Raw genomic sequence first — 25,834 nt, 5'->3', positions numbered from 1 at the left:
AGATTAAGACCAAAGCTGCAAAACTGCGCATTTTCTATTTCACGCATTCTCAATCATGGTCATTACCACTTTATTTTTTTGAACGCTAAAAGCCATTTTCCCTTCAATCAGGGCCAAGGCATCTTTTCCGAAAAGCTCATAACGCCATCCTGTCAAAATGGGCATATCTTCCCTCTGACCAGCGATAAGAGCATCAATATCATCACTTCTGGCTATCAAACGGGCGGCTACTTCTGCATCGCGGGCCCGCACTTTTAAAAGTAACTTTAGTAAATCCGCGATCATGGCCCCGTCTTTACCGATGCCCCCCTTTTTATCGCCGCGATTAGGGATTTCTTCAGGTTTTAAAGGGGTTGCCTCCTTTAAGGCGGACATCAAACGTTGACCAATATCGTTATTGCCCCAATTACCTGAAAGGCCTCGAACTTTTATCAGTTCTTGCTGGCGGCGTGGGGGATGGGCGGCTAGGTCGGCCAAGGTTTCATCTTTGGCAATGCGTCCACGCGGTAAATTTTTCTCCTGGGCTTCATATTCTCGCCATGCAGCCAAGGCCTTCAATCGCCCTAAAGTATCCGATTTACGATTGGGTATTCTTATTCTTAGCCATGATTTTTCAGGATCATTGATATATTGTTCAGGATCAGCCAACCGTTCCATTTCCTGATTTAACCAATCCCCGCGTCCTTTCTCGCGCAGTTCATTCAGTAACATAGGAAATAAAGTAGCGAGATGGGTTACATCTCCAATGGCATAATCTAATTGACGACGATCCAAGGGACGGCGTGACCAGTCGGTAAAACGCGCCCCTTTATCTAATTTTATAGAGAGGTAATGTTCTACCAGATTGGAATAACCAACCTGTTCCCCGACTCCAAGTGCCATAGCGGCAATCTGGGTATCAAAAAGGGGGAAGGGCATTTTCCCTGTATGATGGTGGACAATCTCAAGATCTTGGCCACCAGCATGAAAAACTTTAAGAAGCTGTTCATTATTGACCAACAAATCAGTAAGAGGGGTCATATCCAGGCCGTTAGCCAGTGGATCAATGGCCGCGGCTTCTTTATCATCCGCGATCTGAATCAGGCATAACTCCGGCCAATAGCTGTTTTCCCGAATAAATTCGGTATCAATGGCAACGAAGTCAGCCCGAGATAATCGGGCGCAAAGAGCGGCTAGCGTTTCGCTATCTGAAATAAGAGGATGAATCTGCATTAGCCTACTCATAACCGGATTGTGTGCCTTGACAAAGACAAGCTGTCCGAGCGAAGCGCCACAGTAAACAAAAATCTAGTGCAATCAGGAAATTTAATTCATGCATGCCTATCGCAGCCATACTTGTTCAGCCCTTCGACGTACCGATGTCGGTGCGCGCGTCCGCCTTTCTGGTTGGGTGCATCGCAAACGCGATCATGGTGGGTTACTCTTCGTCGATCTTCGCGACCACTATGGTTTAACGCAAATCGTAGCCGATAGTGATTCGGCGGTTTTTGCCGAATTAGACCGTTTACGACTCGAATCGGTTATCACCGTTACGGGCGAAGTTGTCGAAAGAGCACCGGAAGTTATCAATCCTAACCTCAAAACAGGTGAAATTGAAATTCGGGCTTCAGAAATCGAAGTCCAGTCCTCTGCCCAAGAATTACCTTTACCGGTAGCCGGTGAAGCGGATTATCCTGAAGATATTCGTTTACGGTATCGTTATCTTGATCTTCGTCGGGACAGATTACATCGCAATATTGTCTTACGCTCTAATGTCATTGCCAGCTTGCGCCGCCGGATGATTGATCAGGGTTTTACCGAATATCAAACCCCGATTCTAACGGCTTCCAGTCCAGAAGGGGCGCGTGATTATTTGGTACCTAGCCGTGTCCATCCGGGCAAATTTTATGCATTGCCGCAAGCACCACAGATGTTCAAACAGCTGCTGATGGTCGCCGGTTTTGATCGTTATTTCCAAATTGCGCCTTGTTTTCGTGATGAAGATGCCCGTGCTGATCGTTCGCCGGGTGAATTTTATCAGCTCGATTTTGAAATGAGCTTTGTCACGCAAGAAGATGTTTTTGCAGCGATCGAGCCGGTTTTAGCGGGTGTTTTTGATGAATTTGGCGAAGGTAAAACGGTTACCCCAGCGCCGTTTCCACGCATAGCTTATCGGGATGCCATGTTATATTATGGTTCTGATAAGCCGGATCTCCGTAATCCCCTTAAAATTAGTGATGTCAGCGAGCATTTTCGCGATTCGGGTTTTGGATTATTTGCCGGAATCGTCGCCAAAGGGGGCGTGGTGCGCGCAATTCCTGCGCCTAAGGCCGGTGAGCGTAGCCGTAAATTTTTTGATGACATGAATGTTTGGGCCCGTGACGAAGGTTTTGCCGGTCTGGGATATATCAATATTAAAAATGGCGAAGCAGGCGGCCCGATTGCGCGTAATTTGGGTGAAGAAGCGACTAAAAAACTTTTAGAAGCCTTGAATCTTGGTCCCAATGACGGCGTTTTCTTTGCGGCTGGTAAAGAAAGCGAAGCCGCACGACTGGCTGGCGCTGCCCGCAACCGTGTCGGCGAATTATTGGAATTGATTGAAAAGGATAGCTTCCGTTTCTGCTGGGTTGTTGATTTCCCTATGTTTGAATATGATGAAGAAGCCAAACAGGTCATTTTCAGCCATAATCCTTTTTCTATGCCACAGGGCGGTATGGAAGCCTTGGAAACCAAAGATCCACTCGATATTCTGGCCTATCAATATGATATTGTCTGTAATGGTATTGAGCTTTCATCAGGGGCTATCCGTAATCACCGACCGGATATTATGTACAAAGCCTTTGAAATCGCTGGATATGATCAGGCTATGGTTGATGAAAATTTTGCCGGCATGATTAATGCTTTCAAATATGGTGCACCGCCTCATGGTGGCGCGGCACCGGGTGTTGACCGAATGGTCATGCTGCTGGCTGGTGAACCAAATATCCGCGAAGTCGTTGTATTTCCTATGAACCAAAAAGCCGAAGACTTGATGATGGGTGCCCCTGCTGCGGTCAGTGAGCGTCAGCTTCGGGAATTATCTCTCCGTATCGCGACTAAGCCGACTATACAGAAAGGCAGTTCTCAAAAGGCTTAAAGTAAGACTGAACTTTTAAAAGGATAATACCGCTATGCCCATCAATCTTGCCGATTACGAACAGGGAAAATCCTTCAACGGTGATTATGATAAAGCTCTGGCGCAACTTCAAAAAAGGTTGTCGCATATTCTGGTGGCTTATATCGTCTATCGTCGGCGAGCGATTGTCGTGTTCGAAGGAACAGATGCAGCGGGCAAGAGCGGTATTATTCAACGTTTGACATCGGGATGGGATCCGCGTCATTTTAATGTTTGGCCTATTGGCGTCCCCACCCAAGAAGAAAAAGAACATCATTTTTTATGGCGTTTTTGGTCAAAAATGCCTTCTGCGGGTAAAATCGCTGTATTTGACCGTAGCTGGTATGGCCGTGTGTTGGTAGAGCGGGTCGAGCATCTGGCGACACCAGAAGCGTGGCAGCGTAGCTATGATGAAATCAATGAGTTTGAATCCCAACAAAGAGAAGATGGCACCAATATCGTTAAGCTATTTTGTCATATTACACAGGAAACGCAGGATGATCGTTTTAAACGGCGTCTAACCCACCCATGGAAACATCAAAAACTGGGAGTTCCAGATTTTGAAGCACGGGATAAATGGGATGAATATAACGCCGCTTTTTCCGATATGTTCAAGCAATGCAGTATGCATTGGGCGCCTTGGCATGTTATCGATGCTAACAATAAAAAAGCAGCCCGTATTACAGCCCTGACGCTTATTGCTGATGAGCTAGAAAAAAATCTGCCGACAGCACCGCCCCCCATAGATCCGGAAATCGTAAAATTGGCGAAAGAAAAACTGGATTTGGATATTTAGCAGGCGTCCTGCGCTTTATACACCTTAGAACAAATATTTTGATCTAAGATCATATTCTTCAATCTATCTCTATTAAGTATATCTCTTAAGGATATAGGATTTCGACCACTTCCCATTCTTTTTCACCCGAAGGCAATCGTACACGCCGTAAATCGCCTAGGCTACCGCCTCGTAAAGCACGGGCGAGCGGCGATTGCCAACTAATTAAGCCTTGACTGGCATCCGCTTCATCTTCACCGACTAAAATGACTGTACGTTGATTATCTTCTTCGTCAGCAATAACTACTTTTGCACCAAACCATATTTTAGAACGATCTTTAATCTCAGCAGGGTTAACGACACGGGCAGCTTTAAGACGGCGGGCGAGCCAAGATAATTCACGATCAATTTCTCTCATTTTTTTGCGGCCATAAATATAATCACCGTTTTCTGAACGGTCACCATTTCCTGCCGCCCAGCTAACAATCTCGACAATTTTAGGACGCTCTTCGTTCATCAAATGATGATAGCGTTCTTTCAAACGCTGTAAGCCATTGGGGGTAATATAGTTGGGTTTGCTCTGCATTAATTTGTCTTTTTATAGCCCGGATTTAAAGAAAACAGAAAAACAATCACGGGGATGCGTTAATCTATTTCGATTAAGAAAATTGCCCGATTTTCAGACTTATTGAGATTGAGATAAGGTCGGGCCGATATGGTTCATCCCCCCAAGATAATCCGACAAAGCTTGGCCCCCTACACGGCTACGATTGGTATCAGGATCGATGCGACTATAAACCACTGCATTTTCTAAAACGCGTTGAATATAATTACGGGTTTCATCCAATGGAAAATCTTCGATCCAGTCAATAACGTCAACATTAGCAAGTCGTGGATCCCCATAGCTTGACAGATAACGATTCACATTACCGGGGCCTGCGTTATAAGCCGCAACAGCAAGTAGATGGCTACCTTGATAGTAACGCCGCATTCTTTCATAAAAGCTTGCGCCCAAAGTCAGATTATAAGACGGATCATCAACCAGTCGTGCCGGATCGTAAGACAATCCCAGTTTTTGCGCCTGATCCTTGGCTGTTTTAGGCATCAATTGCATTAAGCCCAGTGCGCCGACACTGCTTTTTGCATGGCGATCAAATTGGCTTTCTTGTCGGGACAGGGCGTGAACCATAACCCAGCTTGGTTGACTTTCTACGGGCAAGCTATAGCTGGGATAGCCGCTACGATTATAAGATATTAAATCACTATTACGCATAGATCGAGAAGCCATAACCGCTAAATCGGGACGACCAATGCGTAGGCTTAGATCCGTCGCCAAGGCATATTCTTCGGGTTGTTTTAAAGCATTGGCCAAAGCACGCAAAAAGATACTTTGGTCTCGCCAATTCTGCTGCTGTCCTAAACGAATACTCGCTTGGGTTAAGGATGTCCCATAAAATAGATTTTGTCTTTGCTGATCGGGGAGGGCCGGTGCATAAGGCGGAATCGGAACATCTTGGCCTAATATCTCTAGGGAGAGTTGGCCATAAAATTGATCAGGGGCGCGCGCTGCAAGCATTAGATAATGCCGCGCTGCGCCTTTATCCTGCATAGCCAAGGCTGAACGTGCTGCCCAATAATATCCCCGACTACGACTTTGGGGGCTTTTAGAGGCAGCGGCATAATGACTAAAGAGAGCCAAGGCTTCTTGTGGCTGCCCCAAATGTTTTAAAGCGGTTCGTCCTCCTAAAAACAGAAGATCGGTATAACGATCTCGAATAGTAAAAGATTGGTCCTTTACCTTTGTGCCATCCGAAAATGCGCTAAAAACTTGACGAACAATCGCTAGAGTTTGAGCATATTGTTTATCATTCGCGGTCGCTTGAGCAAAAGTTAAAAGCAGATTAAGCCATTCGCCGGCATCTAGGGGAGGATGTTGCCATTTGCGACTAGCCGCCAATAAGTTTCTTGCATCAAAGGGACGGGATTGTGCGCGTAAATAAAGGACATGGTCGGCCAACATTCCTGGGTCATCATCAGCATTAGTACCTAATGCCGCTAAAAGTGATTCTGATTCAGGGGCGGCGCTTTGTAAGGCGATGCGGGTTTCAAATGCAGGTTTTTGATCTTCAGGGACACGCGATAATTGAAGGCGGGCAGCGTCAATATTATGACTCCACAATAATCTATCCTCACGAAGCGCCTGTTCTTGGGATGTAAAAGCGTTATTAAAACGCGTAAGAAGTGCATTTTCTATATCAAGGGGCAAATAGCCTTCGGTCCACGCCCATTTAGCTTGTTTAATGGCTTCCGCTTGCTGTCCATAAGCCGCTAAAATCAAGGCATAAGCGGCACGACCACTATTCGTTGTCGGCGGATATATTTCAAAAAAGCGAATAGCGGATTGGGGCTTTTCCCCCATTGCGATTAAACCATCTGTCAGGGTCTTTTCAGCGGAGTGACGTAAAATATTTTCGGCTGGCCAATGCGGATTCTCGATTAAAAAACTGGCATAATCTTGAAAAGATAACGATGTACCTGATCGTAAGGTTTGCCATTTTGCAATTTTACTATCTGTGACCGCTGGCTGATTGACAATGGCAATGCTATTGCGTTGCCCATAAGTCTGATCAGAAAGGAACAGACTTGCCGGAATAAAACTCGCAAACAGGGCAAGAAACTGAATGCGACGTTTTAGTTGTCTGGACAGCAGCGGCTTCACGTCTTTATCAGACGACAGTAAAGTTTGGTTATGGGCCATAGTCTTTATTATATGAGACAGCTTCAGACCAAAGGGAAGGAGATGATAATGTTCACGGGCTCAATTCCCGCTCTTGTGACACCGTTTCGCAACGGAAAGTTTGATGAAGTGGTTTTCAGGGCGCATGTTGACCGCATGATAGAGGGCGGCTCATCAGCTTTGGTTCCTTGCGGCACAACGGGCGAAAGTGCCACCATGACGATAGAAGAGCATAACCATGTTATGGCTGTTTGTATTGATCAGGTTAAAGGACGCGTACCCGTTATTGCCGGTTGTGGTTCCAATGATACAAAAGTATCTCTTCTTCACTTGCAACATGCTGCCAAAGCAGGCGCTTCTGCTGGTCTTGTGGTGCTGCCTTACTATAATAAGCCCAGCCAAGAAGGCCTGTTTGCCCATTATAGTTATTTGGCTGAAAGAAGCCCGATTCCTATTGTTATCTACAATGTGCCGGGGCGGACAAGCAGTGATATTGCGGTTGAAACTTTAGGGCGACTTTCGCGTTTATCAGCTATTGTGGGTATCAAAGATGCAACAGGACAGATCGCGCGGGTGTCCGCCCAAAGATTAGCTTGCGGAACTGACTTCTGTCAGCTTTCCGGTAACGATGACATGGCGCTTGCTTTTAATGCCATGGGTGGGGTTGGATGTATTTCAGTTACGGCTAATGTTGCCCCTAAACTTTCTGCTGACTTCCAGAAAGCTTGTGCTGAAAATCGTTATAATGATGCGCTGATTTTGCAGGATCGTCTTTATCCCTTGCATTCTGCTTTATTCAGCGATTCCTCACCGGGGCCGGTAAAATACGCGCTTTCCCGTTTGTATCCAGAATTCTCGGATGAATTGCGTCTGCCTTTAGTACCGCCTTCAGAGGCCAGCAAAGCTTTAGTCGAGGCAGCTCTTTCTCATGCAAGGTTAATTTAATTTATGGCTGTTTTCCGTCCGCCACAATTCAAAAAAGCCAAAATTCTCGCGGAAAACCGTCGAGCGCGTTATGAATATGCGTTTGAAGATTTTTATGAAGCGGGTATTGCGCTAACCGGAACCGAAGTTAAATCCTTACGCTTCGGTCAGGGATCCATCGCGGAAAGCTATGCAGAGATAAAAAATGGTCAGGTTACGTTGGTCAATGCCAATATCCCTGAATTCAGTCATGGCAACCGTTTTAATCATGAACCAAAACGGCCTAGAAAATTACTATTGCGTGAACGCGAAATCGGTAAAATGCAGACCGCTGTTTCCCGTGAAGGTATGACGCTTATTCCTGTTAGTCTTTATTTTAATGATAAAGGACGCGCTAAAGTGGAATTGGCGGTGGCACGCGGTAAGAAAACACATGATAAACGAGCCACGATTAAAGAACGGGATTGGCAGCGGGATAAAGCACGATTATTACGCGAAAAGGGTTGATATAGTCAAAACAGATGTTACTCTGATAGAATATAATAATTTTCAATTTTAAAAAATGATAATAATATTGTAAATGATAATATAAAAATTTTATTTAATCTCCAATAAAGATTGAATAATTTCTTATACTTGACTCCAAATAATATTTAATATCTGATTTTTTAAAAACAGTGAAAAACTTTAATATACGATATTACTAAGGAAGGTTTTCTGTGAAATATCCTCGTTTTTCTGCCAAATGCTCATTTTTATCTGTGTTAGCTTTGACTTCAGTAGCCGCGCCAGCTTTGGCTGCTGGCGTACAGCCTTTACTGAGCAGACCGCAGATCGGTCTTTTTGGTTTTGATGAAGCGGGGATGAATCGTTCTACAAAACCGGGGGATGATTTCTATAATTATGCCAATGGTGCCTGGGATCAAAAGACAGTTATCCCTGATGATCGTGCAAGCTATGGTATGTTTACGCAGTTAGCCGATCTCTCTACGCAGCGCATGAAAACTATTTTAGATGAACTTGTCCAAAATCCGGGCAATAAAATCGGTGATTTTTATGCCAGTTATATGGATCAAAAAACAGTCAATTTAAAAGGTATAAAGCCGTTACAACCTACTATTGACGCCATCAAAGCCATTCAAAATCGTCATGACTTTGCTAGGCAATTGGGCGCTTTGATGCCCTTAGGGGTTAGTGGGCCTTTCACCTTCTTGGTTGAACAAGATGATCGTAATCCTGAACAGTATATCGTCAGTTTCCACCAATCGGGTTTAGGAATGCCTGACCGTGATTATTATCTCAATAAAGATGCCCAATTAGAAAATACGCGGAAAGCCTATGTTGCCTATTTAACCAAGTTATTTCAGTTAACAGGTCAGGCTTATGCAGAGCAACGCGCTGCCAATATTATGGCCTTCGAAACTAATCTGGCAACTGTTCAATGGCGGAAAGCAGACCGTCGCGATCGTGATTTGACGTATAATAAATGGCAGCGTTCTGATTTTGATTCAAAAGCGCCGCATTTTGACTGGAATGCTTTCTTTTCTGCCGCTGACATTAATAGCCAGCAAGAATTTTTGGTTAGCGAACCAACAGCCTTCACAGCTATGGCTAGAAGTATTTCCAAGACGTCTATTCAGACCTTAAAGGATTATCTCTATATTCGTGCGCTTAGTGCAGGTGCCCCTTTTCTTTCTCAGCCTTTTTCTGATGCGCATTTTGCTTTTTATGGTACGGCGCTTTCTGGCCAACCACAGGATCGTCCCCGCTGGAAAAAAGGTACTGATTTAATTGATAGTGCTTTGGGCGAAGAAATCGGCAAAATTTATGTAGCGCGTTATTTCCCACCTGAAGCAAAAGCGGCGGCTGACCAATTAGTTAAAAATATTACCGCTGCGATGGACCGCCGCATCGATAATTTAAGTTGGATGTCCCCAGAATCTAAAAAGCGGGCGCATTTAAAGTTGGCTTCCTTTACGCCTAAAATCGGTTATCCAGATAAATGGCGGGATTATACAGGTTTGACGGTCGTACGTGATGATTTGTTCGGGAACGTGCAAAGATCCAATATTTTCGATTATCAGTATAATCTGTCAAAACTCGGGAAGCCGCTTGATCGGGGTGAATGGTTTATGACCCCCATGACCGTTAATGCCTATGCTAACCCACCGATGAATGAAATTGTTTTTCCAGCAGCCATTCTTCAGCCACCTTTCTTTGATCCTAATGCTGATCCAGCGATCAATTATGGCGGAATCGGTTCTGTTATTGGGCATGAATTGAGTCATCACTTTGATGATCAAGGGGCCAAATATAATGAAAAGGGTGCTTTAGCGCAGTGGTGGCTTCCTTCTGATATCAAGAACTTTAATGCGCTTACCGATAAACTAGCTAAACAATATGATAATTATGAACCTCTTCCTGGTTTCCATGTTCAAGGCCGTTTAACCTTGGGCGAAAATATTGCTGATCTGGCTGGCTTAACGCTTTCTTATGATGCGTATCATGCTAGCCTTGGCGATCAGATTGCGCCTATTCTTGACGGCACAACCGGCGACCAACGCTTTTATTTAGGTTGGGGGCAGGTGTGGCGTAGAAAACAGCGCGAGGCCGCTGAACGGCAGCAACTCTTAACAGATCCGCACTCACCTTCACGTTATCGGGTGGCTACTGTCCGTAATCTTGATCCATGGTATCAAAGCTTTGATGTTAAAGAAGGGGATCAGCTTTATCTAGCACCGGCTGATCGTGTTCGTATCTGGTAACAAATTCTTGTTTTAAAATGAGAAAGAAAAAGGCCTGAGGAGACCCTCAGGCTTTTTTCCTAAATATTCAGTAAAGACAAAAACGAAGACAGTATTATTGCCGTTAATACGCATATTGAATATGTAATTTTTGAATATCCCCCTTGCTTTTATCATTTCCTCCGGTTATTAACCCGACCTCCGTTACCGTAGGAGTGTAGCTCAGTTGGTAGAGCATCGGTCTCCAAAACCGAGGGCCGTGGGTTCGAGTCCCTCCGCTCCTGCCATTTTTCTGGTAATTTAAGGTAACGCGGAATAGAAAGATTTATGCAAGGCTGATTTCAGAAGATCTGGCCAATTGCGTCAAACGAAACTGGCTTTCAGCTTGGAGGCATACATGGCCAAAATAACACCGGCCGAATTTTTTCGGCAGGTCCGGGCCGAAACTGCTAAAGTAGTATGGCCAAGCAGACGGGAAACTATCATGACGGCTATTATGGTCGCCATAATGGCTATCTTGCTTGGTGTCTTTTTCTTTGTTGTCGACGCTGCTTTCAGCCATGTTGTTCGGCTTCTCTTGTCGTTACTGGCTTAAGGGATTTTTGGTTTCATGTCGCGCTGGTATATTATTCACGCTTATTCCGGTTTTGAGAATAAGGTTAAAGAAGCGGTAGCTTCCGAGGCTGATCGTTTAGGTCTTCAGCATCTTGTCGAGGCTATCGAAGTTCCAACTGAACAAGCCGTTGAAGTTCGTCGTGGTAAAAAAGTAGCTGTCGAGCGGAAATGCTTTCCCGGATACGTTCTTGCCAAGTTGAATATGAACGAAGATGTGTATCATCTAGTTAAAAATACACCGAAGGTAACCGGTTTCCTGGGATCTTCTGGAAAACCTCAACCTATTAGTGATGCCGAGGCTGATCATATCCTCAATCGTAAAGCTGAGGCTGAAGTGGCGGGCAAAAAGTCACAGATCAAGGTCGATTTTGAAATCGGTGATCAAGTGAAAGTGCTTGAAGGCCCCTTTGCTAGCTTTAATGGTGTCGTTGAAGATCTCGATTTTGACCGCGCAAGAGTTAAAGTGTCTGTTTCCATTTTTGGTCGTGCAACGCCTGTTGAATTAGAGTTTGAACAGGTTGAACGCGCCGAGTAAATTTTACTGAAATTATTAAGAATTAGGCTTCAATACAAAAATTGAAGCCTTTTGCGGGAGGTGACCACAGGGGTCACCGGTAAACCGCTCAACCTGAAAAAGGGTGAATAAAATGGCAAAAAAGATTACCGGCTATATTAAGCTGCAGGTGCCGGCAGGTAAAGCTAATCCAAGTCCGCCAATCGGTCCAGCTTTGGGTCAGCGCGGCGTTAACATTATGGAATTCTGCAAGGCTTTCAATGCCAAAACGCAGGGTATGGAGCCAGGTACTCCGCTTCCAACCATCATTACAGTTTATGCTGACCGTTCTTTCTCTTTTGAAAGCAAGATGCCCCCTGTATCTTACCTTCTGAAAAAGGCGCTCAACTTGAAATCTGGTTCTAAAGAACCGGGTAAGGCTGTAGCTGGTAAAATCAAGCGCTCCCAGATTGTTGAGATCGCTAACACCAAGATGCCTGATCTTAACGCAAATGATGTCGATGCAGCAACGCGCATCATCGAAGGTTCTGCCCGTGCTATGGGCCTCGAAGTGGTGGAGGGCTGATTAGATGGCTAAACTCTCAAAAAAAGCGAAAGCTATTGCAGCCGGCGTTGATAAGACGAAACTCTACACCGTAGAAGAAGCTATTGCGCTGGTGCGTCAATATGCAACGTCTAAATTCGATGAAACCATTGAATTGGCCGTTAACCTTGGTGTTGATCCGCGTCATGCTGATCAGATGGTTCGTGGCGTTGTGACTCTGCCTAAGGGTACGGGTAAAAATGTTCGCGTCGGTGTTTTCGCCCGTGGACCTAAGGCCGAAGAAGCCAAGGCCGCTGGTGCAGAAGTCGTGGGCGCAGAAGATCTGATGGATGCTATTCAAGGCGGCACGATTGACTTCGATCGTTGCATTGCAACCCCTGACATGATGGGTGTTGTTGGTCGTTTAGGTAAGATTCTTGGGCCAAAGGGTATGATGCCTAACCCTAAGCTTGGCACGGTGACGATGAATGTCACGGAAGCCGTGAAAGCGGCCAAGGGCGGTCAGGTTGAATATCGTGTCGATCGTACCGGTATTATCCATAGCGGTATTGGTAAAGCGAGCTTCTCTGCAGAAGATATTCGCGCCAATTTCGATGCGTTGGTTGATGCTCTGTTAAAAGCAAAACCAGCCGGTGCCAAAGGTCGTTATGTGAAGAAAATTGCGCTTTCTTCCACGATGGGCCCTGGTATCGATATTGATATCGCCGATCTTCCTGCTGCGGCTTGATCTTCATCGGGTCTTTCTTTAAAGACCCGCCTGAAAAGTTTTTTATAGTTTGTTTTGGATAGAATTTTTATCCAGAACCAGTGCCGTCCGAGACTGCGGGAGATAGGTTTTTCTATCTTAATCACCCGCATAGACGGGGTTTCAGTGTTTAACCGGCTTTAAGTGCAAACTAAGACTGGTTGCCGAACCCCTCGGACAAGTTATCAGATGGCGTATTTATCTGATGACTTTGAATGCCTTAATGGATGGTCATTGAGGCAACGTATAAGGAGTGAGGCATGGAACGAGCTCAAAAGGTTGAGCTGGTTGCCGGTCTTAAAAGCGCGTTTGCTGAGTCAGGTGTCATTGTTGTCACCCGTAATCTCGGTTTGACCGTTGCACAGTCCACTGTGTTGCGTTCAAAAATGCGTGAAGCCGGTGCCAGCTTCAAAGTGGCTAAAAACAAGCTCGCCCGCATTGCCGTCGAAGGAACGCCGCAGGCTCCGCTCAGCGAATTGCTGACGGGTCCAACGGCTCTTGCCACGTCACCGGATCCGGTTGCTGCTGCCAAAGTAGCGGTCGAATTCGCGAAGACCAACCAAAAGTTGGAAATCGTTGGCGCGGTCATGGGTAACGTTCTCCTCGATACGGCTGGCGTGCAGGCGCTTGCTGAACTGCCGTCCCTGGACGAACTGCGTGCGAAAATTGTGGGTCTCATCAGTGCACCTGCAACCAAAATCGCCCAGACGATTCAGGCTCCCGCCAGTCAGCTTGCACGTGTTTTTGGTGCTTATGCCGCCAAAGATGCTGCCTGATTTTTTTGAGTAAACAACTGAAACCACGGGGCATATTTTTACCCCGCTACGGAGTTAATCATGGCTGATTTAGAAAAAATTGTTGAAGATCTGTCCGCGCTGACCGTTCTTGAAGCTGCTGAACTTTCTAAGCTTCTCGAAGACAAATGGGGCGTTTCTGCTTCTGCCGCTGTTGCTGTTGCTGCTCCTGCTGCTGCTGGCGCTGCTGCTGCTGAAGAAAAGACCGAATTTGATGTGATCCTCACCGGTGACGGTGGCAAGAAGATCAACGTCATTAAGGAAGTCCGTGCAATCACGGGTCTTGGCTTGACGGATGCTAAAGCGCTCGTCGAAGGTGCTCCGAAGCCCGTCAAAGAAGGCGTTGCTAAGGACGAAGCTGAAAAGCTGAAAAAGCAGCTTGAAGCCGCCGGTGCTACCGTTGAGCTGAAGTAAGCTTTAAAGCTTCTTAAGCCTTATAAAAAAGGGCGGTCTTATCCTAAGGCCGCCTTTTTTGTTTATATAGAGTCCAATTTTTGGTTGCGGATAATTCTACTTTTTTAAAACTTCGTTGGAAAAAATCTGCTTCTATAAAAATTTATAATTTTTTTAGATAAAAAATCGAGTGCCCTCTCGACAATTACCGATAGCCTCCCTATATTGCTATCATAGTAAACGCTTAGATATTTTTATATTTAAGCTTTCCTGTTAGTTTTTCGGGATAAGATCCATCTTGCGCAGGGATCTAAGTATAGGAAACTACAGGCAAAAGACGCTGACAGCTGCGATACCTTCGATGTGTCGCGGCTTTTTGTTGTCTATAGCAATGTGCATTAAGGCATTCGGCCAAACCGATAAAACAGTTTTATATCTTGTCCAAGAGATAAACTCTTTGTCGGCAGGAGTCCGCCCCTAACAAGGCGACCGGTTGAGAAGCGTGAGGATTATATGGCGACCAAGGCATCTGCTATCGGCCATGCGAGTATGAAGAAGCGTATTCGCAAGATGTTTGGTAATATCCATGAAGTAGTGGATATGCCGAATCTGATTGAAGTTCAGCGTGATAGTTATGAAAACTTTCTGCGTTCACGCCCACAGGATAATTATGTTTCGGGATTAGAAAAGACACTTCGGTCTGTCTTCCCGATCCGTGATTTTGGGGGCGTGGCTGAGCTGGATTTTGTTCAGTATGAGCTTGAAGAACCCAAATTTGACGTAGATGAATGTCGTCAGCGGGGTATTACCTATGCTGCACCGATGCGCGTCACCTTGCGTCTGATCGTTTTTGAAGTCGATCCCGACACTGACACCCGTTCTGTTCTCGATATTAAAGAACAAGATGTCTATATGGGTGACATGCCCCTCATGACGCGGAATGGTACCTTCTTCATCAATGGTACAGAACGCGTTATTGTCAGCCAGATGCATCGTAGCCCGGGTGTTCTGTTTGATCATGATAAAGGTAAAACGCATTCTTCAGGTAAATACCTGTTTGCTGCCCGTGTTATTCCTTATCGTGGTTCTTGGCTCGATTTTGAATTCGATGCCAAAGATATTGTTAATGTTCGGATTGACCGTAAGCGCAAGTTACCGGTTACGAGCCTACTCTATGCTTTAGGCCTGAATGCAGAACAGATTCTGCATCATTTTTATAATACGATCACTTTCGTCCGTGGTGACGGGGGCTGGAAGGTGCCTTATATCGCTGAAAGCTGGCGTGGTCGTAAACCGATTTTTGATATCGTTAATGGCGATACCGGCGAGGTTATCTTTCCAGCGGGTCAGAAAATTTCTCCACGTGCCGCCAATAAAGCCGGACGGGATGGTTTAGAAACGCTTCTCATTCCGACTGAAGAAATTTACGGTCACTATTCCGCCTACGATATTATCGAAGAATCAACGGGACGTATCTGGATTGAGGCAGGTGATGAAGTCACGCCTGAAAATCTGGAATTACTGGATAATGCCGGTGTCGTCACTCTTGATCTTTTGGATATTGACCACGTTTCAACGGGTCCATGGATTCGGAATACCTTAAAGGCAGATAAAGCCGAAGATCGCGACCATGCCCTGGCCGAGATCTATCGTGTTATGCGTCCGGGGGAACCGCCCACCAAGGAAACGGCTGAAGCCCTTTTCTATGGTTTGTTCTTCGATCCAGAACGTTATGACTTATCCGCTGTTGGTCGCGTAAAATTGAATATGCGTCTTGATCTGGATTGTCCGGATACAACGACTACCTTACGCGCTGAAGATATTCTGGCCGTTGTAAAAACGCTGGTTGATCTAAAAGATGGTAAGGGAGAAGTCGACGATATCGATAACCTCGGTAACCGTCGTGTCCGTTCTGTCGGTGAATTGCTAGAAAATCAGTATCGTGTAGGTCTTCTCCGCATGGAACGCGCCGTTAAAGAGCGCATGTCCTCGGTTGATGTCTCAACGGTGATGCCGAATGATCTGATTAATGCGAAACCAGCGGTTGCCGCGGTTCGTGAATTCTTCGGTTCTTCGCAGCTTTCACAATTTATGGATCAGACCAACCCGCTTTCTGAAGTCACGCATAAACGTCGTGTTTCAGCGCTTGGGCCGGGTGGTCTAACGCGTGAACGTGCGGGCTTTGAAGTGCGCGACGTTCATCCTACGCATTATGGTCGTATCTGCCCGATTGAAACGCCAGAAGGTCCGAATATCGGCCTGATTAACTCGCTTGCTACCTTTAGCCGTATTAACAAATATGGCTTTATCGAAACGCCTTATCGTAAGGTCGTCGATCACAAGGTAACAAATGAGGTTGTCTATCTTTCCGCAATGGAAGAAAGCCGTTACACGGTTGCACAGGCTAACGCAGAATTAGATGCCGAAGGGCATTTTGTGGAAGATCTGGTTTCTGCACGTGAAGCGGGTGAATTCCTCATGGCTCCGCGTGAACAGGTTACGTTGATGGATGTGAGCCCGAAACAGTTGGTTTCGGTAGCAGCCTCTCTCATTCCGTTCCTTGAAAACGATGATGCTAACCGCGCTTTGATGGGTTCCAACATGCAGCGGCAGGCTGTTCCGTTAGTTCGGGCAGAAGCACCGTTTGTTGGTACCGGAATGGAAGAAACCGTCGCACGTGATTCTGGAGCTGCCATCTCGGCCAGACGTTCCGGTATCGTCGATCAGGTTGATGCTTCTCGTATCGTTATCCGTACAACCGGCGAAGTCGAAGCTGGCAAACCCGGTGTCGACATCTATCGGTTAATGAAATTCCAGCGTTCTAATCAATCAACCTGCATTAACCAGCGTCCGTTGGTAAGTGTTGGCGATATTGTGAATGCCGGTGATGTGTTAGCGGATGGGCCTTCCACCGAAATGGGTGAATTGGCGTTAGGGCGCAATGTGCTCGTCGCCTTTATGCCTTGGAATGGTTATAACTATGAAGATTCCATTCTGATTTCCGAACGCATTGTGAAGGATGACGTGTTCACTTCAATTCACATTGATGAATTTGAAGTAATGGCACGGGATACCAAGCTTGGGCCGGAAGATATTACCCGTGATATTCCGAATGTCGGCGAGGATGCCCTTCGCAACCTTGATGAAGCCGGTATCGTTTATATCGGTGCAGAAGTGCAGCCGGGCGATATTTTAGTCGGTAAAATCACCCCCAAGGGCGAAAGCCCCATGACGCCAGAAGAAAAATTGCTGCGCGCCATTTTTGGTGAAAAAGCGTCGGATGTTCGCGATACCTCCTTACGTCTGCCCCCCGGTGTTGCGGGTACTATTGTCGATGTTCGTGTCTTTAACCGTCATGGTGTGGATAAAGATGAACGCGCAATGGCTATCGAACGCGAAGAAATTGAGCGTTTGACGAAAGACCGTGAGGATGAACGCGCGATTTTGAATCGCGCCACCTATGCGCAGCTTCAGGAAGTATTGATGGGTCAGCAGGTGGCTGCTGCTCCGCTCAAAACTATCCCAAAAGGTGCCGTAATTGACGAGGAAGTGCTCGTCTCTGTTGAACCCCATAAATGGTTCAAATTTGCGGTAATCGACGATGCACGTCAGGCTGACCTCGAAGCGATCAAAAATCAGTATGATAGTGCTGATGAGATCATTCGGAAGCGGTTTGAAGATCGCGTTGAAAAAGCACAACGGGGTGATGAATTACCACCGGGTGTTCTGAAAATGGTAAAAGTCTTTGTCGCCGTGAAGCGTAAGCTTCAGCCAGGTGATAAGATGGCCGGTCGTCATGGTAACAAAGGGGTTATCAGCCGTATCTTGCCACCTGAAGATATGCCTTTCCTTGCGGATGGGACGCCTGTCGATATTGTGCTTAACCCATTGGGTGTGCCAAGTCGTATGAACATCGGTCAGATCTTCGAAACCCATTTGGGTTGGGCTGCTCGTGGTCTGGGTGCTAAAATCCGTAATGCTCTTGATGAATGGCGTGAAGCGAATGCTGATCGTTACGAATGGGATTTCTCTCCACCCGAAGCTGTGAAAGAACGGCTGTTGGAAGTCTATGGCGAGAAATATACAGACGATATCAATGCGCGTAGCGATGCCCAGATCGTTGAGATGGCTGGCCTTTTGAAAAATGGTGTGCCTATGGCAACGCCGGTTTTCGATGGTGCCAAACCTGAAGATATTTCCGACATGTTAGCTCTGGCCGGTGTCGATGATTCTGGACAGGTTGAGCTTTACGATGGTCGGACAGGTGAACAGTTCGATCGTAAGGTGACGGTTGGGTATATTTATATGCTTAAACTGCATCATTTGGTCGATGACAAAATCCATGCCCGTTCCATTGGCCCCTATAGTCTTGTCACGCAGCAGCCGCTGGGTGGTAAAGCACAGTTCGGTGGCCAGCGCTTCGGTGAAATGGAAGTTTGGGCGTTGCAGGCTTATGGGGCTGCTTATACCTTACAGGAAATGCTGACGGTCAAATCTGATGATGTCGTCGGCAGAACCAAGGTTTATGAAGCCATTGTAAAGGGCGATGACACCTTTGAGGCGGGCATTCCTGAAAGCTTCAATGTGCTTGTCAAGGAAATGCACAGTCTGGGGCTGAACGTCGAGCTTAAGACGACCAAGGCGCAGGATGAAGACGATGGCAGTTTTCAGGTAGCCGCTGAATAAACGCTGATCTTCCTACACATGGTATGGCTCTAATCGCTGTACCATGTGCCCCTGCCTTATCTATTGGCCCTTTCTATGAAGGGATTGAGAATGAACGAATTAGCTAATTTTGCCAATCCGCTTGCTAGTCCGGAGCATTTTGATCACATCCAGATCAGCATCGCTTCTCCTGAGCGGATCCGTTCATGGTCTTATGGCGAGATAAAAAAGCCTGAAACGATCAATTACCGTACCTTTAAACCGGAACGGGATGGTCTTTTCTGCGCACGTATCTTTGGCCCGATTAAAGATTACGAATGCTTATGCGGCAAGTATAAGCGCATGAAATATAAAGGCATCGTCTGCGAAAAATGCGGCGTTGAAGTCACCGTTTCCAAGGTGCGCCGTGAGCGGATGGGTCATATTGAACTAGCAGCGCCGGTTGCGCATATCTGGTTCCTAAAATCCTTACCAAGCCGTATCGGTCTTCTGCTTGATATGCAGTTGAAGCAACTCGAACGGGTCCTTTATTTCGAAAGCTATATCGTTATTGAGCCGGGTTTGAGCCCGCTCAAAAAATTCCAGCTTTTGACTGAAGATGAACTGCTTGATGCGCAGGATCAGTATGGGGAAGATGCTTTCTCGGCGGGTATCGGTGCTGAAGCAGTTAAGAAGCTTTTAGAAGCCCTTGATCTTGAAACCGAGCGCGAAGATCTTCTTGAAGAGCTGAAGCATACTAAATCAGAGCTGAAGCCGAAGAAGATTATCAAACGTTTGAAGGTTGTCGAAAGCTTCATCGAATCTGGTAACCGCCCTGAATGGATGATTCTGGAAGTTATTCCGGTTATTCCACCAGAATTACGTCCGTTGGTGCCGTTGGATGGAGGGCGTTTTGCGACCTCTGACCTTAATGATCTTTATCGTCGGGTTATTAACCGTAACAACCGTTTAAAGCGGCTGATGGATCTCCGTGCACCGGATATCATTGTCCGCAATGAAAAACGGATGTTGCAAGAAGCGGTCGATGCCCTGTTTGATAATGGACGTCGCGGTCGCACGATTACAGGGGGTAACAAACGTCCGCTGAAATCCTTATCAGATATGCTGAAAGGTAAGCAGGGGCGTTTCCGTCAGAATCTGTTGGGTAAACGCGTTGACTATTCAGGTCGTTCTGTCATCACGACGGGGCCGGAGCTGAAATTACATCAGTGCGGTCTGCCTAAGAAAATGGCGCTCGAACTCTTTAAGCCCTTCATCTATTCGCGGCTTGATGCGAAAGGTCTTTCAATGACCTTGAAGCAAGCTAAGAAATGGGTTGAAAAAGAGCGGAAAGAAGTTTGGGATATTCTGGAAGAGGTTATCCGCGAACATCCCGTGATGTTAAACCGTGCACCAACCTTGCATCGCTTGGGTATTCAGGCATTTGAACCCGTTTTGATCGAAGGTAAAGCTATCCAGCTTCATCCTCTGGTCTGCTCGGCCTTTAATGCTGACTTTGATGGTGATCAGATGGCCGTTCATGTGCCACTATCCCTTGAAGCACAGCTTGAAGCGCGCGTGCTAATGATGTCTACCAATAATATTCTGTCACCGGCCAATGGTAAGCCTATTATTGTGCCGTCGCAGGATATGGTTCTCGGTATTTATTATCTTTCCATGGCGAAAGAAAATGAACCGGGTGAAGGTATGCGTCTTGCCAATATGACGGAAGTGCATCAGGCCTTAAATGTCGGTGCGGTTACGTTGCACAGCAAAATCACCAGCCGTGTGCCACAGGTGGACGAGCAGGGTGAGACCTACATGAAGCGGGTTGAAACTACGCCGGGTCGTATGCTGTTGGGTGAAACCCTGCCGAAAAACTTCAAGGTTCCTTTTGAAACGATCAACCGTTTGTTGACGAAAAAAGATATCGGTGATGTCATCGATACCGTTTACCGTCATACGGGTCAGAAGGATACGGTATTGTTTGCCGATGCGATCATGTCGCTAGGCTTCAAATACGCTTGTAAGGCAGGCATTTCCTTCGGTAAGGACGATATGATCGTTCCTGCGGCGAAAGAAGCCCTGGTTGAAGAAACCCGTGGTCTGGTTCAAGATTTTGAACAACAGTATCAGGATGGTTTGATCACGCAGCAGGAAAAATACAACAAGGTCATCGATGCATGGTCGCGTTGTGGTGATCGTGTTGCGGCCGAGATGATGAAAGAAATCCAGATGGTTCATAAAGGACCAGATGGACGGGAATTGCCGGTTAACGCTATTTACATGATGGCGCATTCCGGTGCCCGTGGTTCTGCTGCCCAGATTAAACAGCTGGCTGGTATGCGCGGTTTGATGGCGAAACCATCAGGTGAAATCATCGAAACGCCGATCATCTCGAACTTCAAGGAAGGTTTGACCGTTCTTGAATACTTTAACTCTACCCATGGTGCTCGAAAGGGTCTTGCGGATACCGCATTGAAGACGGCTAACTCTGGTTACTTGACCCGTCGTCTTGTGGACGTCAGTCAGGATTGTGTGGTCGTTGAAGAGGATTGCGGTACCGAACGCGCGCTTGAGATGAAGGCCATTACACAGGGCGGTAATGTTATTGCCTCTTTGGGTGAACGTATCCTTGGACGGACTTTAGCGGAAGATATTATCGGTACCGACGGTAAAACAGCGATCGCCGTAGGCACGCTGCTCGATGAAGCGCATATCGCTGTTATCGAAGATATTGGTATCCAGTCTGTAAAAATCCGTAGTCCGTTGGTCTGTGAATCCCATGGCGGGGTTTGTGCCGCTTGTTATGGTCGTGATCTTGCGCGTGGTACGCCGGTTAATATCGGTGAAGCTGTCGGCGTTATTGCGGCACAGTCAATCGGTGAACCGGGTACTCAGTTGACGATGCGTACCTTCCATATTGGTGGTGCTGCTCAGTTAAATGAACAGTCTCATCTTGAAGCTGTCACGGATGGTCGTCTGGAATATCGTGATCTTCGTACCATTATTGACCCTCAGGGTAAGCTGATTGCGCTTAGCCGTACGGGTGAATTGGCATTGATGGGTGCTGACGGTCGTGAACTTGCCTCAAGCCGTATCCTTCTGGGTGCCCATTTGCTGCATGAAGATGGTGATATGGTGAAGAAGGGCGATCGACTGGCCGAATGGGATCCTTTCACCATTCCAGTGCTGACGGAAAGTGCGGGCGTCGTCAAATATCAGGATTTGGTAGAGAATCAGACCCTGACAGAACAGGTCGACGAAGCAACGGGTATTTCTCAACGCGTGGTAGTGGAATATCGCGCACCACGGGGTAAAGAAGACCTTCGCCCACGTTTAACTTTGTTAAATGGTGATTCTGGCGAAACTGCCCGTTACATGCTGTCACCGGGTACGGTTATTTCGGTCGATGACGGACAAGAAGTCTTGGCCGGTACCGTTCTTGCGCGTGTCAGCCGTGAATCGGCTAAAACGCGTGATATTACCGGTGGTCTGCCACGTGTGGCCGAGCTGTTCGAAGCCCGGAAACCAAAAGAAAATGCGATCATTGCGAAAGTGTCTGGTCGCGTCGAATTTGGTAAAGATTATAAAGCCAAACGGAAAGTTATCATCCGTCCAGATGATGGTTCAGAGCCAATCGAATATCTGGTGCCGAAATCCAAGGTTATTGATGCTCAGGAAGGTGACCACGTCAAACGGGGTGACAATCTGATCAGTGGTAGCCCTGATCCGCATGATATTCTGGAAGTTCTGGGTGTTGAAGCCTTGGCTGAATATCTTGTTTCGGAAATTCAGGAAGTGTACCGTCTGCAAGGTGTGAAAATTAACGATAAGCACATTGAAACGATCGTTCGTCAGATGTTGCTTAAAGTTGAAATTACGCAGGCTGGAGATAGTATCTTCTTACCGGGTGAACAGGTCGAAAAAGAAGACTTCGAGGCGGTTAATGCCAAGCTGGAAGCCGAAGGTCAGGAACCAGCGCAGGCTATGCCTATTCTGTTAGGTATCACTAAAGCTTCGCTTCAGACCCGCAGCTTTATTTCTGCCGCCTCCTTCCAGGAAACGACCCGCGTTCTTACCGAGGCCGCTGTCCAAGGTAAGATTGATACCTTAAGCGGTCTTAAAGAAAACGTCATCGTCGGACGTCTGATCCCGGCTGGTACGGGTGCTGCCATGAAGCGGATGCGTGTAACGGCCAATAGTCGTGATGCGGCTCTACGGGCAGCCCAAAAGACGGTTGATTTTGGTCAACCCTCCATCGGTTTTGAAGTCGATGTGACGGAAACGCCTGAAACAACGGATGCTGCTGAATAACGGCTCAATCGCTTATTTTTATTAAAGGGGCAGCGCTTCGAAAAGCGCTGCCTTTTTTTTGGCTTTTAAAAAATTTACACTTATTTTTAGAGAAACTTTAGATAGGAAAGAAGGATTTTCTTCCGAAAAGCCTTCAGCCTCAAGGAGATATTTATGCTTATACCATCACTTTCACCTCAGGCCGCTTTATTGGAAGGATTAGTTCAAATCGCCTTACAGGCCGGTGAAAAAGCTCTAGAAATTTATCATGGTGACTTCACTGTCATGACTAAGGAAGACGACAGTCCCGTCACCCGTGCAGATCGGGAAGCCGAAGCTATCATTTTAGAAGGATTGAAGAAGCTGCAGCCGGGTGTCGCTGTCATCGCGGAAGAACAATATGCTGCAACAAAAAAAGGGTACAACACAGACAGCTTCTTTTTAGTTGATCCCATCGATGGAACCAAAGAGTTTATTAATAAACGGGATGAATTCACGGTTAATATTGCCCTCATCAAAAAGGGTATGCCGATTTTGGGGGTTATTTATGCGCCTGCTACCGGCCAGATATATGGAGGCGATGTCTTGGCAAAATCTGCATGGACCGCAAAAGTTGAACCTAATCAAGAATTTTTAAATCACACGGCTATTACGACCCGTCAACCTAGTGAGAAGCTAGATGTTATGACCTCTTTTTCTCATAATAATCCGGCGACAGAGGCTTATTTGGATAGCTTACCGGTTGGAGAAAGAATAAAGGCGGGATCTTCATTGAAATTTTGCTGGTTGGCAGAAGGAAAAGCCGACATCTATCCCCGTTTATCGCCAACCCATGAATGGGATACGGCTGCCGGACATGCCATTCTTTTGGCCGCTGGTGGCAATGTTGTAACTGTTGACGGTGAAGCTTTACTCTATGGAAAGCCCGGTTATCTAAATCCCGGGTTTATTGCTTATGGGGCAGAACAGCCTTTATTACCCCCTCAGTCTTAATTTTTCTTAGGCCAAATATTACAAAAAAAGAGCCGTACTTCTACGGCTCTTTTTCATATAATTAATTTTAGAATGCTAAGGATAAATATTAGAATTTTTTCAGACTTTTTTCTTCTAGCCATTGTTCAAGCGATTTAATGGTATAGTCACCATCAACAAAGGCTTGCTTCTCTAAAAGCGAACGCTGAAGAGGTATCGTCGTTTTGATACCATCAATAATGAATTCTTCTAAAGAGCGTGAAAGACGACTGATAGCTTCGCTACGGGTTTCCCCGTGAACGATCAGCTTAGCAATCATACTGTCATAATAGGGTGGAATGGTATAACCATTGTAAAGGCCGCTATCAATCCGAACTTCAAATCCACCAGGAACATGATAATTTTTGACGGTACCCGGTGACGGGGTAAAATTATCAGGGTCTTCAGCATTGATCCGACATTCAATCGCATGTCCTGATAATACAATCTGATCTTGGGTGCGTGATAAACCCTTACCCTCTGCGATACGGATTTGTTCACGCACTAAATCGAGACCGGTAACGGCTTCTGTTACGGGGTGTTCAACTTGTAAACGGGTATTCATTTCAATAAAGTAGAACTGGCCATTTTCGTAAAGAAATTCAATGGTACCCGCCCCGCGATAAGCCATATCAGACATCGCCTTGGAGACAATTGCGCCCATTTCAGCCCGCTGTTCTGCGGAAATAACAGGGGAAGGCGCTTCCTCCAAAACTTTTTGATGGCGACGCTGTAAGGAGCAATCACGCTCCCCTAAGTGAATGGCTTTACCTTCTCCATCCCCGAAAATCTGGAATTCAATATGGCGGGGCGCACTGAGATACTTTTCCATATAAATGGTATCATCGCCAAAAGCCGCTTTGGATTCTGATTTGGCTTGTGCCATTAGCACTTCAAGTTGATCTTCCGAAGGGACGACCTTCATACCCCGACCACCGCCGCCGGATGCCGCTTTAATGAGAACCGGGTAACCGATTTCATCAGCGGTTGCCTTTGCCTCAGCAAAATTATGAATAGGACCATCTGATCCGGGCACCAAGGGCAAACCCAATCTACCCGCTGTCCGCTTTGCTTCGACTTTATCGCCCATGATTCGAATATGCTCGGGCTTGGGCCCAATCCAGATTAATTCATGACTTTCAACAATTTCAGCAAAGCGCGCATTTTCAGATAAAAAGCCATATCCCGGATGAATCGCATCTGCGCCAGAAATTTCAGCGGCAGCAATAATATTGGGGATATTAAGATAGCTTTCACCAGCAGGTGCTGGCCCGATACAGACCGTCTCATCTGCCAGACGAACATGCATGGCTTCGTCATCGGCTGTTGAATGGACAGCAACGGTGCTGATGCCCATTTCATGGCAAGCGCGATGAATACGAAGAGCGATTTCGCCACGATTGGCGATAAGGATTTTTTTGATGGCCACAGAGTTACTCTATTACTACCAGCGGCTGATCAAATTCGACCGGCTGAGCATTTTCTACCATAATTGAAGTTACGACCCCACTTTTGGGGGCAACAATCGGATTCATAACTTTCATGGCTTCAACAATCAGCAAAGTTGCTCCCTTTTCAACCTTGTCGCCCACGTGAATAAAATTAGAGGCTTCGGGTTCAGGTGCAAGATAGACAGTGCCTACCATGGGTGAATGCACGGTACCCGGATGATCGGCAAGGGGCACTCCGGCTGGAGCTGCGGGCGGGGCAGCGGGAGCGGGCATAGCCGCAGTTGGTACGGCCATAGTTGTGGGGGCGGCATAGACCGTAGCGTTACGAACGACACGAATACGGCGGTCACCATCTTGTACTTCGATTTCGGTTAGGTTGGTCTCGTCGAGTAATTTTGCGAGTTGATTAACCAGTTCGGGATCGACCTGCATGGCTTCTTTGTGTTTTTCTGTCATTCTTACGCTCATCAAATTATTCCATCTGTCCGGTATTTTTAAACTATTCGACATAGCC

The 25,834-nt window shown here is 46.6% G+C and carries 19 protein-coding genes and 1 tRNA gene; 15 read left to right on the top strand and 5 right to left on the bottom strand.

Annotation, left to right across the window (positions count from 1 at the left end; translation table 11 throughout):
• Nucleotides 1-39: 39 nt before the first annotated feature.
• Entirely contained in the window at nt 40-1,212 is a 1,173-nt protein-coding gene (gene rnd / locus ZYMOP_RS02700; RefSeq protein WP_013933825.1) for a ribonuclease D, read from the bottom strand.
• A 100-nt stretch (nt 1,213-1,312) separates the two neighbouring features.
• Between rnd and aspS the strand changes: the two genes are divergently transcribed.
• Both aspS and ZYMOP_RS02690 read left to right on the top strand, forming a co-directional pair.
• Nucleotides 1,313-3,115, top strand: coding sequence for an aspartate--tRNA ligase (aspS, locus tag ZYMOP_RS02695; RefSeq protein ID WP_013933824.1), 1,803 nt, complete (start codon nt 1,313-1,315; stop codon nt 3,113-3,115).
• A 34-nt stretch (nt 3,116-3,149) separates the two neighbouring features.
• The gene (locus tag ZYMOP_RS02690; RefSeq protein ID WP_013933823.1) at nt 3,150-3,929 is read left to right on the top strand and encodes a polyphosphate kinase 2 family protein; all 780 of its coding nucleotides are present in this window, start codon (nt 3,150-3,152) and stop codon (nt 3,927-3,929) included.
• Nucleotides 3,930-4,014: 85 nt separating this feature from the next.
• On the opposite strand, the gene greB is transcribed toward ZYMOP_RS02690, so the two are convergent.
• Together greB and ZYMOP_RS02680 are read right to left on the bottom strand one after the other, a co-directional pair.
• Nucleotides 4,015-4,494: a transcription elongation factor GreB gene (gene greB / locus ZYMOP_RS02685; protein ID WP_013933822.1), complete on the bottom strand. Its 480-nt coding sequence runs from the start codon at nt 4,492-4,494 to the stop codon at nt 4,015-4,017.
• 99 nt (nt 4,495-4,593) lie between these two features.
• Nucleotides 4,594-6,666 carry a lytic transglycosylase domain-containing protein gene (locus ZYMOP_RS02680; RefSeq protein WP_013933821.1) on the bottom strand — a complete coding sequence of 691 codons (2,073 nt, stop codon included), beginning with the start codon at nt 6,664-6,666 and terminating at the stop codon, nt 4,594-4,596.
• A 48-nt stretch (nt 6,667-6,714) separates the two neighbouring features.
• On the opposite strand from ZYMOP_RS02680, the gene dapA reads away from it, so the two are divergent.
• The 13 genes from dapA (at nt 6,715) to cysQ (ending at nt 23,851) form a co-directional block, all read left to right on the top strand.
• The gene (gene dapA / locus ZYMOP_RS02675) at nt 6,715-7,590 is read left to right on the top strand and encodes a 4-hydroxy-tetrahydrodipicolinate synthase (protein WP_013933820.1); all 876 of its coding nucleotides are present in this window, start codon (nt 6,715-6,717) and stop codon (nt 7,588-7,590) included.
• Nucleotides 7,591-7,593: 3 nt separating this feature from the next.
• The gene (smpB, locus tag ZYMOP_RS02670) at nt 7,594-8,076 is read left to right on the top strand and encodes an SsrA-binding protein SmpB (protein ID WP_013933819.1); all 483 of its coding nucleotides are present in this window, start codon (nt 7,594-7,596) and stop codon (nt 8,074-8,076) included.
• A 212-nt stretch (nt 8,077-8,288) separates the two neighbouring features.
• On the top strand, nt 8,289-10,334 hold the full coding sequence (locus tag ZYMOP_RS02665) for a M13 family metallopeptidase (RefSeq protein WP_013933818.1): 2,046 nt from the start codon (nt 8,289-8,291) through the stop codon (nt 10,332-10,334).
• 190 nt (nt 10,335-10,524) lie between these two features.
• Nucleotides 10,525-10,600 (top strand) — tRNA-Trp (locus ZYMOP_RS02660).
• 110 nt (nt 10,601-10,710) lie between these two features.
• Nucleotides 10,711-10,908 (top strand): preprotein translocase subunit SecE, encoded by a 198-nt coding sequence (gene secE / locus ZYMOP_RS02655; protein ID WP_013933817.1) that lies wholly within the window; start codon nt 10,711-10,713, stop codon nt 10,906-10,908.
• A 15-nt stretch (nt 10,909-10,923) separates the two neighbouring features.
• Entirely contained in the window at nt 10,924-11,463 is a 540-nt protein-coding gene (gene nusG, locus ZYMOP_RS02650) for a transcription termination/antitermination protein NusG (protein ID WP_013933816.1), read from the top strand.
• 112 nt (nt 11,464-11,575) lie between these two features.
• The gene (gene rplK, locus ZYMOP_RS02645) at nt 11,576-12,007 is read left to right on the top strand and encodes a 50S ribosomal protein L11 (RefSeq protein ID WP_013933815.1); all 432 of its coding nucleotides are present in this window, start codon (nt 11,576-11,578) and stop codon (nt 12,005-12,007) included.
• Nucleotides 12,008-12,011: 4 nt separating this feature from the next.
• Nucleotides 12,012-12,713, top strand: coding sequence for a 50S ribosomal protein L1 (rplA, locus tag ZYMOP_RS02640; protein WP_013933814.1), 702 nt, complete (start codon nt 12,012-12,014; stop codon nt 12,711-12,713).
• A gap of 278 nt (nt 12,714-12,991) precedes the next feature.
• Nucleotides 12,992-13,507, top strand: coding sequence for a 50S ribosomal protein L10 (rplJ, locus tag ZYMOP_RS02635; RefSeq protein ID WP_013933813.1), 516 nt, complete (start codon nt 12,992-12,994; stop codon nt 13,505-13,507).
• 60 nt (nt 13,508-13,567) lie between these two features.
• On the top strand, nt 13,568-13,939 hold the full coding sequence (gene rplL, locus ZYMOP_RS02630; RefSeq protein ID WP_013933812.1) for a 50S ribosomal protein L7/L12: 372 nt from the start codon (nt 13,568-13,570) through the stop codon (nt 13,937-13,939).
• 492 nt (nt 13,940-14,431) lie between these two features.
• The gene (gene rpoB / locus ZYMOP_RS02625; RefSeq protein WP_013933811.1) at nt 14,432-18,604 is read left to right on the top strand and encodes a DNA-directed RNA polymerase subunit beta; all 4,173 of its coding nucleotides are present in this window, start codon (nt 14,432-14,434) and stop codon (nt 18,602-18,604) included.
• A 90-nt stretch (nt 18,605-18,694) separates the two neighbouring features.
• Nucleotides 18,695-22,879 (top strand): DNA-directed RNA polymerase subunit beta', encoded by a 4,185-nt coding sequence (gene rpoC, locus ZYMOP_RS02620; protein ID WP_013933810.1) that lies wholly within the window; start codon nt 18,695-18,697, stop codon nt 22,877-22,879.
• Between the two features lie 153 nt (nt 22,880-23,032).
• Nucleotides 23,033-23,851, top strand: a complete 819-nt coding sequence (gene cysQ / locus ZYMOP_RS02615) for a 3'(2'),5'-bisphosphate nucleotidase CysQ (protein ID WP_013933809.1) — start codon at nt 23,033-23,035, stop codon at nt 23,849-23,851.
• Nucleotides 23,852-23,939: 88 nt separating this feature from the next.
• Here the strand turns inward: cysQ and accC are convergent, their stop codons facing one another.
• Together accC and accB are read right to left on the bottom strand one after the other, a co-directional pair.
• Nucleotides 23,940-25,298 (bottom strand): acetyl-CoA carboxylase biotin carboxylase subunit, encoded by a 1,359-nt coding sequence (gene accC, locus ZYMOP_RS02610; protein ID WP_013933808.1) that lies wholly within the window; start codon nt 25,296-25,298, stop codon nt 23,940-23,942.
• Nucleotides 25,299-25,302: 4 nt separating this feature from the next.
• Nucleotides 25,303-25,776, bottom strand: coding sequence for an acetyl-CoA carboxylase biotin carboxyl carrier protein (gene accB, locus ZYMOP_RS02605; RefSeq protein ID WP_013933807.1), 474 nt, complete (start codon nt 25,774-25,776; stop codon nt 25,303-25,305).
• Nucleotides 25,777-25,834: the final 58 nt, after the last annotated feature.

Origin of the sequence: Zymomonas mobilis subsp. pomaceae ATCC 29192 (genome assembly GCF_000218875.1) — a bacterium.
GTDB classification, from domain to species: Bacteria; Pseudomonadota; Alphaproteobacteria; order Sphingomonadales; family Sphingomonadaceae; genus Zymomonas; species Zymomonas pomaceae.
The sequence above is the reverse complement of the archived record's forward strand: the minus strand, read 5'-3'. Positions and strand labels throughout refer to the sequence as shown.